This window comes from Pseudomonas sp. DVZ6 (genome assembly GCF_024259445.1).
Taxonomy (GTDB): Bacteria; Pseudomonadota; Gammaproteobacteria; order Pseudomonadales; family Pseudomonadaceae; genus Aquipseudomonas; species Aquipseudomonas peradeniyensis.
Genome location: NZ_JANCLM010000031.1, coordinates 35,912 through 48,830, shown reverse-complemented (window position 1 = coordinate 48,830; position 12,919 = coordinate 35,912). Strand labels below are relative to the sequence as shown.

The 12,919-nt window shown below is 63.3% G+C and carries 8 protein-coding genes; 1 reads left to right on the top strand and 7 read right to left on the bottom strand.

The features are described 5' to 3' along the window. Positions 1 to 12: 12 nt before the first annotated feature. The 6 genes from NMG10_RS17995 to NMG10_RS17970 all read right to left on the bottom strand — a co-directional run bounded on the left by NMG10_RS17995 (position 13) and on the right by NMG10_RS17970 (position 6,525). Positions 13 to 1,341, bottom strand: a complete 1,329-nt coding sequence (locus tag NMG10_RS17995; protein ID WP_203647771.1) for a sigma-54 dependent transcriptional regulator — start codon at positions 1,339 to 1,341, stop codon at positions 13 to 15. Continuing rightward, the gene (locus tag NMG10_RS17990) at positions 1,338 to 3,242 is read right to left on the bottom strand and encodes an ATP-binding protein (RefSeq protein ID WP_203647770.1); all 1,905 of its coding nucleotides are present in this window, start codon (positions 3,240 to 3,242) and stop codon (positions 1,338 to 1,340) included. Before NMG10_RS17990 ends, NMG10_RS17995 begins: the two co-directional genes overlap by 4 nt. Before the next feature lie 68 nt (positions 3,243 to 3,310). Continuing rightward, positions 3,311 to 4,045: an amino acid ABC transporter ATP-binding protein gene (locus tag NMG10_RS17985; RefSeq protein WP_203647769.1), complete on the bottom strand. Its 735-nt coding sequence runs from the start codon at positions 4,043 to 4,045 to the stop codon at positions 3,311 to 3,313. Next, positions 4,042 to 4,713, bottom strand: a complete 672-nt coding sequence (locus tag NMG10_RS17980; RefSeq protein ID WP_203647768.1) for an amino acid ABC transporter permease — start codon at positions 4,711 to 4,713, stop codon at positions 4,042 to 4,044. The genes NMG10_RS17985 and NMG10_RS17980 overlap by 4 nt, the downstream gene beginning before the upstream one ends. Then, a complete protein-coding gene (locus NMG10_RS17975) occupies positions 4,714 to 5,460 on the bottom strand; it encodes an amino acid ABC transporter permease (RefSeq protein WP_203647767.1) in 747 nt (248 codons plus the stop codon). Between the two features lie 147 nt (positions 5,461 to 5,607). After that, positions 5,608 to 6,525, bottom strand: a complete 918-nt coding sequence (locus NMG10_RS17970) for a glutamate/aspartate ABC transporter substrate-binding protein (RefSeq protein ID WP_203647766.1) — start codon at positions 6,523 to 6,525, stop codon at positions 5,608 to 5,610. A gap of 320 nt (positions 6,526 to 6,845) precedes the next feature. Between NMG10_RS17970 and NMG10_RS17965 the strand changes: the two genes are divergently transcribed. Then, positions 6,846 to 10,976, top strand: coding sequence for an NEL-type E3 ubiquitin ligase domain-containing protein (locus tag NMG10_RS17965; protein WP_254464843.1), 4,131 nt, complete (start codon positions 6,846 to 6,848; stop codon positions 10,974 to 10,976). Here the strand turns inward: NMG10_RS17965 and glpD are convergent, their stop codons facing one another. Continuing rightward, entirely contained in the window at positions 10,977 to 12,506 is a 1,530-nt protein-coding gene (glpD, locus tag NMG10_RS17960; RefSeq protein WP_203647764.1) for a glycerol-3-phosphate dehydrogenase, read from the bottom strand. It abuts the gene before it with no gap. Between the last annotated feature and the right edge of the window lie 413 nt (positions 12,507 to 12,919).

Genomic DNA, 12,919 nt, shown 5'->3' with positions numbered 1-12,919 from the left:
TCAGGTTGCCGATCAGCCGAGGCCGTACTTCTTCACTTTGTCGAACAGCGTGGTCTTGGCCATGCCCAGCTCCTGGCTGGCCTGGCTGAGGTTGCCGCCGGTGCGCTGCAAAGCGTCGCTGAGCAGGTTGCGTTCGAATGCTTCGACCGCCTCGGCAAAACCCAGGCCCTGGCTGGCGCCACCACTGGGGCCCTTCTTGAACGCGGGCAGGCCCAGGGCATGGCGCTCGGCGACGTTGCGCAGCTCGCGCACGTTGCCCGGCCAGTCGTGGGCCATCAGCCGCGACAGGGTCTGGCTGTCCAGCTCCGGCGCCTCGCGGTCGAAGCGCAGGGCCGATTGCTGCAGGAAATGCTCGAACAGTTGCAGGATGTCTTCGCGGCGCTCGCGCAGCGGCGGCAGCTCCAGGGTGACCACATTGAGGCGGTAGTACAGGTCGCTGCGGAACTGGCCGCTCTGGCCCAGGGTGGCAAGGTCGGACTTGGTCGCGGCGATCACCCGGCAGTCCACCGGGATGCTCTGGTTCGAGCCCAGGCGTTCCAGGGTGCGCTCCTGCAGCACGCGCAGCAGCTTGATCTGCAGGTTGAGCGGCATGCTCTCGACCTCGTCGAGGAACAGCGTGCCGCCGTTGGCGTGCTCGATCTTGCCGATGCGCCGCTTGCCGGCGCCGGTGAAGGCATTGGCCTCATGGCCGAAGATCTCGCTTTCGAACAGGTTCTCCGGCAGGCCGCCGCAGTTCAGCGCCACGAACGGCTGGCCCTGGCGTCGGCTGAAGTCGTGCAGGCAGCGGGCCACCAGTTCCTTGCCGGTGCCGGTCTCGCCTTCGATCAGTACGTTGGCCGAGGTGTCAGCGACGTTGGCGATCAGTTCGCGCAGCTGCTCCATGGCCGGCGAACGGCCGATGATGCGCCCTTCAAGACTGCTCTGCTCGGCCAGCTGGCGGCGCAGGGCGAACACCTCGCGGGACAGGCCGCGCTGTTCCAGTGCCCGGCGCACCACCTCGACCAGGCGCTCCGGCGAGAAGGGTTTTTCCATGAAGTCGTAGGCGCCGTTGCGCATGGCGCCGACTGCCATGTCGATGTCGCCGTGGCCGGTGATCAGCACCACCGGCAGGCTGCGATCGCGGGCCTTGAGGCGGTTGAGCAGTTCCAGGCCATCGATGCCCGGCAGGCGGATATCGCTGACGACGATACCGGCAAAGTCGTCGCCGATGCGTTCCAGGGCCTGCTCGGCGCTGCCGACGCCTTCGCAGGCAATGTCTTCCAGGGCCAGCGCCTGCTGGCAGCCGAGCAGCACGTGCGGGTCGTCTTCGACGATCAGGACGGTGAGAGGTGCTTGTTTCATAGAGGCTCAGCCAATTCGCTAGGGGGCGTGACCAGGGGCAGGGCAAGCACGAACGCGGTGCCGCCACCGGCGGGATGTTCGACGCTCAGTGTACCCTTGGCAGCGGTGGCCAGGCTCGCCGACAGGGTCAGGCCCAGGCCCAGGCCATGCTCGCCCGGTTTGGTGGTGAAGAAGGGTTCGAACAGGTGCTTGCGTGCCTCGGCATCGATGCCGTGGCCGTTGTCGAGCACCCGCAGGCGGTACTTGTCGCCCTGGACTTCGCCTTCCAGCCACAGTTGCGGCAGGGGTTGGGTGGCCATCGCGTCGAGGGCGTTGCCGATCAGGTTGACCAGGATCTGTTCCAGACGGGTCTGGTCGATGGCCAGCAGCTGGTCGTCGAACTGCCGGTGCAGTTGCAGGTGACAGGCGCTGATGCGGTTGGCCAGCACCTGCAGAGTGGCTTCGACGGCCTTTTCCAGCGAAGCCTGGCCGCTGTCGTCGCCACGACGGGCAAACGAGCGCAGGCTGGCGGTGATGCGGCCCATGCGGTCGATCAGGTCGTTCATGGTGCGCAGGTTGGCGCTGGCGGTTTCCAGCGCGCCGCGCTCAAGGAAGCGCACGGTGTTGCCGGACAGGGTGCGCAGGGCCGCCAAGGGTTGATTGAGTTCATGGGCGATGCTGGTGGACATCTGCCCGATGGCCGCCAGCTTGCCGGCCTGGACCAGTTCGTCCTGGGCGTGGCGCAGGGTCTGCTCGGCGTGGCGCCGTTCGCGGATCTGGCCCTTGAGCCGTTCGTTGCTGGCGCGCAGGTCGGCGGTGCGCTCGGTGATCTTGCGTTCCAGCTGGCTGTTGGCTTCTTCCAGCGCCTCGCGGGCGGCCAGGCGGGTGGCGATCACCTTGCGCCGCTCGTTCCAGGCGATGGCCAGGATCGCCAGCAGGGCGAAGGCCACGCCCACCAGGATGCCCTGCATCATCGATTCGCGGCGCAGGTCCTGCAGCGGGGTGAGCAGGGTGAAATGCCAGGGGGTGTCGACCAGGCGGCGGGTCTGGGCCAGGTAGGACACCTCTCGCTGCTTGCCCTGATCGGTCTCGCTGTTGGCCGGGAAGGTGAGTTTCTCTACGCCGTCGGCCAGGGTTTCGCGGGCCAGCGGTTGCAGTTCGTTGAGCGGCCACCAGTAGTACTGCAGGCTGCGCGCCAGGCGTTCCTTGATCTGCGGCGTCAACGGGCGTACCGATTTCAGGCGCCGGGCCGGATCGCTGGAGAGGATGATGATGCCGTTCTCATCACTGACGAAGGCCTCCAGGCGGGCGCGCTGCCAGCGCTCCTCGAGGGTGTCCAGGCGCACCTTGATCACCGCCACGCCGATGATCTTGCCGTGTTCCTCCAGCCCGTGGGCCAGGTAGTAGCCGGCCTCGCCGGTGGTGCTGCCGATGCCGTAGAAGCGCCCCGGCTCGCCGCGCACGGCGACCTGGAAGTAGGCGCGAAACGCCAGGTCCTCGCCGAGGAAAGAGTCGGCGTCGCGCCAGTTGCTGGTGGCCTGGACCCGGCCGTTGGTGTCGAGGACGAAGATCGCCCGGCTGCGGCTGCGTCGGTTCAGGCCTTCGAGGTATTCGTTGACGGCCTGGCGATCACCAGCCTCGGGGTCGGTGAGCAGGCGCGAGACGCTGTCTTCCAGCTCCAGCAGGCTGGGCAGGTAGGTGTACTTGCTGATTTCGCTCTCGACGGTACGCGCGTGCAGTTCCAGCTGGCGCTCGCCGTTCTCGCTGAGGGTGCGGATGCCGTTGCTCTCGCTGATCAGGAAGCCGGCAAAGCCCAGCCCGACCATCAGCAGGATGACCAGGGGTGGGACGAGCAGTTGGCGGATCAGACGGGATTTCACGGCAGGCTGGGCAGGGCGAAGGAGCGAGGGGTCGCATTTCATCACAGTGGCCTTGTCACGACCAGCTTCCGCTGCCCGGCGAAGGGCCGGGCAGCGTCACTGAGGCGGACTTAGTGTTGCAGGATCTTGCTGAGGAAGTGCTGGGTGCGTTGGTCGCGGGCGCCCTGGTCGCCGAAGAACTCTTCCTTGGTGCAGTCTTCGATGATGCTGCCCTTGTCCATGAAGATGACCCGGTTGGCCACCTTGCGCGCAAAGCCCATTTCGTGGGTCACGCACATCATGGTCATGCCTTCGTGGGCCAGTTGCACCATTACATCGAGCACTTCGCTGACCATTTCCGGGTCCAGTGCCGAGGTGGGTTCGTCGAACAGCATGACGATCGGGTCCATCGACAGGGCACGGGCGATGGCCACGCGCTGCTGCTGGCCGCCGGAGAGCTGGCCGGGGTGTTTGTGGGCATGGGCCGACAGTCCCACGCGCTCAAGCAGTGCCAGGCCTTTCTTGGTGGCTTCTTCCTTGCTGCGGCCGAGCACCTTGATCTGGGCGATGGTCAGGTTCTCGGTGATGGTCAGGTGCGGGAACAGCTCGAAGTGCTGGAACACCATGCCGACCCGCGAGCGAAGCTTGGGCAGGTTGGTCTTCGGGTCGGCGATGGAGGTGCCGTCGACCACGATGTCGCCTTTCTGGAACGGTTCCAGGGCGTTGACGCACTTGATCAGGGTCGACTTGCCCGAGCCGGACGGGCCGCAGACCACCACCACTTCACCCTTCTTGACCTCGGTGCTGCAGTCGGTCAGTACCTGGAAGTCGCCGTACCACTTGTTGACGTTCTTGATGGAAATCATACGGTGATCCTTTTTTGCAGGCGCTTGACCAGCCACGAAGCGGAGAAGCTGATGAGGAAGTAGACGACACCGGCGAAGATCAGGAACTCGTGGGAGCGTCCGATGATGTCGCCGTTGGAGCGGGCCGAGTTGAGGAAGTCGATCAGGCCGACGGTGTAGACCAGCGAGGTGTCCTGGAACAGGATGATGCTCTGTTGCAGCAGCAGCGGGGTCATCTTGCGAAACGCCTGGGGCAGGATGATCAGGCGCATGCACTGGCCGTAGCTCATGCCCAGCGCTTGCGCGGCGCCCATCTGGCCCTTGGAGATCGACTGCACGCCGGCGCGGACGATTTCGCAGAAGTAGGCCGCCTCGAACATCATGAACGCCACGACGCAGGAGGTGAACGCACCCACCGGGGTGTCTTCACCGGTGATCCAGCGCAGCACGAACGGCACCGCCAGGTAGAACCAGGTGATCACCAGCAGCAGCGGGATGGAGCGGAAGTAGTTGACGTAGGCGCCGGCGACATTGGCCAGCAGCTTGTTCGACGACAGGCGCATCAGGGCGAGGATGGTACCCAGGGCAATGCCGCCGACCACGCCCATGACCATCAGTTGCAGGGTCAGGACCATGCCGTCCCAGAGGGCGGGCAGGGCCGGGATGATTTCACTGAAATCCATGTCCATTTACTTGCCTCCCACGGAAATCAGGCCCGGTACCGCGACTTTCTTCTCGACCATGCGCATGAGCAGCATCAGGCCCATGTTCAGGGTGAAGTAGATCAGGGTGGCCAGGGTGAATGCTTCGAACAGGTTCGCGGAGAACTCGGCGGTCTGCTTGGTCTGCGCCAGCAGCTCCATCAAGCCGATCAGCGAGGCCACCGAGGAGTTCTTGAACACGTTCAAGAATTCCGAGGTGAGCGGCGGAATGATGATCCGGTAGGCCTGGGGCAGCAGCACGTTCATGTAGATCTGCGACAGGCTGAAGCCCATCGCGCGCCCGGCCGACTCCTGGCCGCGGGGCAGCGCCTGGATGCCGGTGCGCACCTGCTCGCAGACACGGGCGGCGGTGAACAGGCCCAGGCATATGACCACGCTGATCAGCGCCGAGGTGGTCGGGTTGAGGTCCTGCTTGAACCACTCCTGCAGGCCTTCGGGCAGCAGGTCCGGTACCAGGAAGTACCAGATGAACAGCTGCACCAGCAGCGGCACGTTGCGGAACAGCTCGACGTAGGCGGTGGCAATCCCCGACACCAGGCGGTTTGGCACGGTACGCATCACGCCGAGCAGCGAGCCCAGCAGCAAGGCGATGATCCAGGCGGAAATGGCGATGGCGATGGTCCAGCCCAGACCGGTGACGTACCAGTCCAGATAGGTTTCGCTGCCCACGCCGGTGGACTTGAAGAACACGCCCCAGTCCCAGTTGTAATTCATCGGGATTTCCCCTCAGACGGTTGTTTCACGGGCACCTCGATACATCCGGGGGCGTTCGACGCCCTCGGATGTAAAGGTTAGACACTAACTAAGTGGCCTGTTGGATGGATTCGCGCGGATGCGCTTCAGGCCACTATTTGCCGGAGGTCAGGACTTCTTCTCGTCCGCCGCCTTGTCGGTCGGCTCATTGATCAGCTTCTTCAGCTCGTCGCTCATCGGGAACTGCAGGTTCAGGCCCTTTGGCGGAATCGGCTGCTGGAACCACTTGTCGTAGCTCTTGTTGACTTCACCCGACTTGAAGTAGGCGACGATGGCTTCGTCGACCGCTTTCTTGAAGGCCGGATCGTCCTTGCGCACCATGCAGCCGTAGATTTCGTAAGACTGTGGCGTGCCGGTGATGACCCAGTCGGCAGGCTTCTTGGCCTTGGCCATTTCACCGGCCAGCAGGGCGTCGTCCATCATGAAGGCCACGGCGCGGCCGCTTTCGAGCATGTTGAAGGCTTCACCGTGGTCCTTGGCGGAGATCACGTTCATCTTCATCTGCTTGTCGGCGTTCATCGCCTTGAGGATGCGCTCGGAGGTGGTGCCGGCGGTGGTCACCACGTTCTTGCCGGCCAGGTCGGCAAAGTCTTTATAGGAGGGCTGGCCATCCTTGACCTTGGTCAGCAGGCGGGTGCCGACTTCGAAGATGCCCACCGAGAAGCCGACCTGCTGCTGGCGCTCGACGTTGTTGGTGGTGGAGCCGCACTCCAGGTCCACGGTGCCGTTCTGCACCAGCGGGATGCGGGTCTGCGAGGTAACCAGGTTGTACTTGACCTTGATGTCGGTGCCCAGTTGCTTCTTCAGAGCTTCGACAACGGCTAGCTGGATGTCATGGGAGTAGCCCACCGGTTCCGGTTTGCCGGCCAGGTAGGAGAACGGGATGGAGGAGTCGCGATGGCCCAGGGTGATGGTGCCGGAGTCCTTGATCTTCTTCAGAGTACCGGTGAGCTCTTCGGCCATGACCGGCGATGCGATAACAGCGGCCGCGATGGCGGCGCCCAGCAATTGACGAACGATGCGCATCAAATTTTCCTCGACGTGTTTGTTTTTTTTATGGAGCCGTTGGCGGACTCTTTCGTTCAACGAATACAGCATGAAGCGTGGTGCATTCGGCGTTCAAGTGTAGAGCATGAGTCGTGCCAAGCCCCAACCTTGATCATAACGCCGTGAAAATGCTGGGGATGACTCTTTGTTGAAGGTTTTTGGATGTCATTTGATGTCCGTCAAACCGAACGCGTTACGTTGTTGTGTTCGGAAATCCGAATGAGTGGCGCGTAACTATCTACCGACAGGGCTTGGCGTGTCGCGGGTCAACTGTGGCTTTTCCCATCAGGAGAAGCTGGATGAGTTTTCACGAGATTGCCCCCGATTCCATCGATGCGCTGATTGCCAAGCGTTTGCCGGCTTGGTTGCAAACCGCCGCGGTCGACCGCTTGCAGGCGCTACACCGTGCGCTCAAGGCACAGCAGAAAAGTGCCGAGAAGATGCGTGAACTGCTGGCACCTGTGTCGGCACTTGATGCTTTTGCCGAGCCCTTGCTCAGGCAGGCACTGCACCAGCAGTTCAAGCTCGACGTTGACGTGCGCAACAGCACTGTGAAGATCGTGCAGGAGATCTATCATCCGGTGCCGCTGAACTCGGCGCCGAAGCTATGGGACCGGCGCACGTCCAGCAGGGAGCTGTTGACTGCGGCACTGCATAACTACACCGAGGATGAAACCACGCCTGGCGAACTGACCGTGGCTACGGTGCTGGATGCCGATAAAAAACGGCTGAATATCGGTTTTACTCAGTTCGCGAAACTTTGCCGCAGTCTCGACCTGGGCGGTCAGTATCAGACATTGCTCAGGGCGCACCTGCGACCGAGCGATTTGCTGGAGAAGGAGGCCGTTCATGCGCAGGTCAAAGAGGACCTTCGGGCACGCATGGAGGTTGCCGTGCGCCGGGCCATTCTCGAAGGGCATATCGATGAGCGCGCCTACCTGCAACTGCTGCCATTGTGTGCGCCTGCGCCGATCGTTCCGGGCGATCCGGCCGTATTGACCTGCCGTCAGTTGCACCTGCTGGGCAAGCGCGTGGAGGGCGTGGTGACCGTGGAAGTCCGGGAGCACGCCTTGGGGGCTGTCACGGGCATTCTCAGCTGGATTCCGGGCGATCCGATCCAGCCCGTCCAGCATCATGCCTCCTGGTCTGCGTTGTACCAGACGCTGGCCAGGCGCATGCGGCAATCACCTTATGTCGACTTTTTCATGCGTTTCGTCCGTGAGCGGGACAGGCCGGTGTTCGCCACTGTCCTGAAAAAGCTGCTCAAGGAGACGGACAGCTCCCGGGATATCGAACTGGATGGACGTCATCTGGACTTCGAAGGCACGTTGATTGCCTACCTGGGTAAGTTGCGTATCGAGAAAATCCTGGATGACGCGCGTGTGCTTGCGGTGCCCACCGCTGAAGCAGATGCCGACGCGTGTCGCGAGCGATTCGACCGTTACCTGGAAGCCGGGCTTACCCTGCTCAATCTGGCGGCCTTCTTCGTGCCACTGCTTGGCGAGGTCATGCTGGGGGTGGCCGCCGTCCAGATTGCCAATGAGGTCTACGAGGGCTACGAGGACTGGGCAATAGGTGATCGTCAGTCCGCCTTGCAGCATATGTTCGGGGTGGCAGAGAACCTTGCGGTGGCTGCCATCCTCGCCACGGGGGGAATGGCGACCGGGAAGGTGCTGGAGCGTTCGCTGGCGGTAGACAACCTGGTACCGATAGTCGATGACGCAGGGCAGACCAAGCTGTTCAGGAACTCAATGGAACCACATGAATGGTCCGGCGCAGGCCTGTTGATGCGTCGGCTTGGCCGAGAACTGAGTAACATGACCGATGAGCAGGCCCTGTGGCTGGCCGAAGGTACCGGTTTTGGCGAGGAGCACCTGCGTCGATTGCATGTACAGCAGGCGTCGCCCCCAGCCCGGTTGCTCGATGCCTGGGAGCGCTACCAGCTGCACGAGCAGTTTCCTGCGTTGCGTGGCGAAGCCTTTGAGGCCGAGGTGCGATCCAGGCAAGGCACCGAGACACCAGAAGCGTTGCTGCTGAGGCGGGATTTCCCGGGATTGAGCCATCGGGGCGCGCGGGAAATCATCGAACAGGCCAATGGGCGGCAGCTCGCAGAGATGCTCGATAAGCAGCGCATTCCGCTGGAGCTTGCCGAGCACGCGCACTGGTTTCTGCGTGACAGTCGGTTGGATCGGGCTTGCGCTGGCTTGCGCCAGGCAAGCGCGGTGAATCTTGACAGTGAGCGTCTGGCCCTAGGGTTGATCGACCAGCAAGCGCCGTGGGCTGAGAACCTGCGTCTTGAATTGCGTGACGGTTCTCATGCAGGCACGTTGCGCACACAGGTAGGCAGTGAGGAAGCCGCGGATATTCGCTATATCGTTCGCGGCACCCAGGGTTATCAGGCCCGGGATGGCAACGGCATCCCGTTACCGCAGGCAACGGAGCAGGACAGTCTGATCCAGGCGATATGCCTGCATCTGCAACCGTCGCAGAAACTGTTGTTGGGTGATGCTTCGCTGGACGAAAAGGCGTTGACCGACAAGTTGGCAGCATTGGCTGCCACCCAGCGCGAGCAGGTGGCTACATTGATCAGGCAGGCGCCGGTCGGAGAGGGTATCCGTCCACTGGCCCGTTTCGCCGACGGCCGCCTGGGATATCCATTATGTGGCCGTACTCCAGGTGGCCGACAGGCGAGTCGACGGGGGATTCATCAGATCTATCCGACCCTCGGCGAGGATGAGCTGGAAAACTATCTGCTGGACCTGGTCTCCAGGCATGTCGATCCATGGGTGCACTACAACCAGTTGAAACATCAGTTGAGCCGCCTGCGCGAAGGCTTGCAGAGCTGGTGCAGCGCAGGCGGCGGCATACTCGCCAAGCTCAGGCGCCGGCGTGTAGCCACCGCCATGCGCCGTTGCTGGCGCCGCAAGAGCCGAGTCCTGGGCGATGGTGGCCATTGGCTGATGGTCCGTGGCGAGCAGGTCGGCAGCCTGCCGAGCCTGCCCGCGGGCATCAGCTATGGTCATGTGACCCGTCTGACCCTGCGCGACATGGACCTTGCCAACGTCGATGCGGACTTCCTGTCACGTTTCACCGGGCTGGTGGAACTCGACCTGCGGGAAAACAGGCTGACCCAGGTGCCGGCAGGCATCGAGCGCCTTACTTCGCTGCGCTACCTGCGCCTTGGGTACAACCAGATCGCCATGGACAGTGCCGGCAACCAGCGCCTGCTGGCCCTGGTCAATCTACGGGAACTCGACCTGGGCCATAACCCGCTCGGTTGGGCTCCGGATGTGAATGGGCTGCGACACCTGCGTCGGTTATCGCTGCATTCGGGCGAGATCGCCAGGTTGCCCGAGCGGGTTCAGCAGTTGCCCTGGCAGGGGGTGGTCGACCTGCGCAACAACAGCATCCAGCATGTGCGTCAGGATTTGCACAACCTGCAGCTGCGCCTGCAGCGGATGGTCCTGCACGACAATCCGCTGGATGAAGCCAGCCAGGCGTTGGTGAACCTGGCGTCCCGTGAGCCGATCAATCGCAACCCCATCGAGCACCAGCTGATCGATCAGGCGGCTCGGGAGCTGTGGTTGGCCGGCAGCTCGGGCAAGCTGCGTAGTCGGCGTGAAGCCCAGTGGCTGAGATTGCGCGAGGAACCTGAATCAACGGCGCTGTTCCAGTTCTTTGCCGATTTTGCCCGGACCGAGGATTTTCGCGAGCATGACGATTTCTATCGCAGGCGCATCTGGCGAATGATCGAGGCGTGCGAGCAGAACACCGAGCTGCGTGCAGTGATGTTCGCCCAGGCTGGCGGGGAGCGTGCCTGCGAGGATCGATTGTTGCTGATCCTCAGCGAACTGGAGGTCACGTTGTACGTGGAGCGTGCTTCGGCGGGAACGCGCCTGGTCGAGCGTGAGGAGGCCTTGCTGAAGGCCGGCCGGGCGTTGTATCGGCTGGATGAGGTCAATACGCTGGCTGCGCGCAAGGTGCAGGAGCTCGAGCGTAGAGGTGGGGAGGTGGACCCGATCGAAGTCTATATGGCCTATCGGACGCATCTGGCCGAGCCGCTGGGCCTTCCTGCCCAGCCTGACGGCATGTACTACCTGATGGATGCCAGGGTGTCGCCGGGTGACCTGATCACGGCCAGGCTTCAGGTCCTGCGGGAGGAGACGCCGCAACGGCTGAGCGAGGCGCTGGCACAACGCCCGTTTTGGGACAGCTTTGTGCATGTGCGCTACCCGGAGAGGGTCGATGCCTTGGTCTCTGCCCTCGATGAGCAATTGACACAGGCCGCGTCGCTGTCCGAGCAGATGTACCTGGTTCGATCCGAGGCCCTGAGGGTGAAGTACGAAGCCTCGCTGCAGGCGCTGCGCCTGAGTCTGGCGCAGGAGGCGTACGCCCGCCTCCTGCCGGCTGTGCCTGTCGCCGAGGCGTGATCAGGCAGCCTGGACGCGAGCCTGGTTCTGTAGCAGGTACTCCTCGAGTGCCTGCTGCTCGGCGGCAGAGGTGAACAGGCCGAGTTTGGTCCGGCGCCAGAGGATGTCGGCGGCATCGACCGCCCATTCCTGTTCGCGCAAGTAGTCCACTTCACGGCTGAACAGCCCGCCGCCAATGGATTGCCCCAGGCCTTCTGGACCTTCCACGCCCTCGAGCAGGCGCCATACACGGCTGCCGTAGGTGACGGCCCAACGCTTGGCGATGTCCACCGGCAACCAGTCATGGCGTGCCAGCACGGCATCGACCAGCGCCTGTACGGTGGTCATGCTCTCGCCGCCCGGCAGCGGTGCGCCGGCGGTCCAGCTGCCACGCATCTGGGTGAAGAACGGTTGCAGTTCGGCCATGGCCGACTCGGCCAGCTTGCGGTAGGTGGTCAGCTTGCCGCCGAACACCGACAGTAGCGGCGCCTCGCCTTGGGCAGCGGACAACGCGAGGGTGTAGTCGCGGGTGACGGCCGACGGGTTGTCCGACTCGTCGTTGCACAGCGGACGTACGCCGGAATAGGTGTGCAGGATATCGGCGTGGCTGAGCTGGTGGTTGAAGTGCTCGTTGACCACCTTGAGCAGGTAGTCGGTTTCCTGCTCGGTGATCGCCACTTTGGCCGGGTCGCCGCTGTACTCGCGATCGGTGGTGCCGATCAGGGTGAAGCGGTCCAGGTAAGGGATGCAGAAGACGATGCGCTGGTCTTCGTTCTGCAGGATGTAGGCGTGCTCGCCTTCGTACAGGCGCGGCACGATCAGGTGGCTGCCCTGGATCAGGCGGATGCCGTACGGCGCGTCGAGCTTGAGGTCGTCCTTGATGAAGCTGGCGACCCAGGGGCCGGCCGCGTTCACCAGTGCCCGGGCGCGGATGCTCTGCAGGCTGCCGTCGGCATGCTGCAGTTCCACCTGCCACAGGCCATCGACGCGCTCGGCGCGCAGGCAGCGGGTGCGGGTGTGGATGTGCGCGCCCTTTTCCCGGGCGGCCATGGCGTTGACTACCACCAGGCGGGCATCGTCCACCGCACAGTCGGCGTATTCGAAGCCGCGGGTAATGGCCGGCTTGAGCGGGTAGCCCGGGCCGAAGCGCAGGCCGCGCGAGGCGCCCAGACGCTTGCGCTTGCCCAGGTGGTCATAGAGGAACAGGCCGGCGCGGATCATCCACGCCGGGCGCAGGTGCGGGCGATGGGGCAGCACGAAGCGCATGGGCTTGACGATGTGCGGCGCCTTGGCCAGCAACACTTCGCGTTCGGCCAGTGCTTCGCGCACCAGGCGGAACTCGTAGTGCTCCAGGTAGCGCAGGCCACCGTGGATCAGCTTGCTGCTGGCCGAGGAGGTGTGCTGTGCCAGGTCGTCCTTTTCGCAAAGGAACACCTTCAGGCCGCGCCCGGCGGCATCGGCAGCGATACCGACGCCATTGATGCCACCGCCGATCACGGCGAGGTCGTAGCAGTCCTGGAGTGGTGGCTGGGACGAAACGGGCTGGGACACGGGCAAGGCCTCCTGGGGCTGTTCACATCGAATATGAACATTGATGTTCGTTTTCGAAAATACTAGCGCAATGAACAGGCGGCTGCCAGTCAGTCTTTATAGAAAAAACTGATCGGATGACAGGGACATGAACATTTGTGAAAAAGGTGGGGTGAACGGTTGGAGATTTTCAGGGGTGTCCAGATCGAGCGCCGCCCGGGCGGCGCATCGCGGGACAAGCCCACAGGCGTAGCGCGTGGCTTGAGGGCCGCACGGTCGCTGTGGGAGCGGCTTCAGCCGCGAACACCGGCATAGCCGGTGCCAGGCACCGCGTCGCCTGCTTCGCGGGTAAACCCGCTCCCACAGGGATCGCGCCAGATTCTAAAAATTGAGCAAGACAGTTGCTCCCACATCTGTTTCGGGCCAGTTATGTC

Bases quoted from the DNA above. Each gene is read 5' to 3' on its own strand.
- NMG10_RS17995 (WP_203647771.1), bottom strand. From the start codon at position 1,341: ATGAAACAAGCACCTCTCACCGTCCTGATCGTCGAAGACGACCCGCAC.
- NMG10_RS17970 (WP_203647766.1), bottom strand. From the start codon at position 6,525: ATGCGCATCGTTCGTCAATTGCTGGGCGCCGCCATCGCGGCCGCTGTT.
- NMG10_RS17980 (WP_203647768.1), bottom strand. From the start codon at position 4,713: ATGGACATGGATTTCAGTGAAATCATCCCGGCCCTGCCCGCCCTCTGG.
- NMG10_RS17965 (WP_254464843.1), top strand. From the start codon at position 6,846: ATGAGTTTTCACGAGATTGCCCCCGATTCCATCGATGCGCTGATTGCC.
- NMG10_RS17975 (WP_203647767.1), bottom strand. From the start codon at position 5,460: ATGAATTACAACTGGGACTGGGGCGTGTTCTTCAAGTCCACCGGCGTG.
- NMG10_RS17985 (WP_203647769.1), bottom strand. From the start codon at position 4,045: ATGATTTCCATCAAGAACGTCAACAAGTGGTACGGCGACTTCCAGGTA.
- NMG10_RS17990 (WP_203647770.1), bottom strand. From the start codon at position 3,242: ATGAAATGCGACCCCTCGCTCCTTCGCCCTGCCCAGCCTGCCGTGAAA.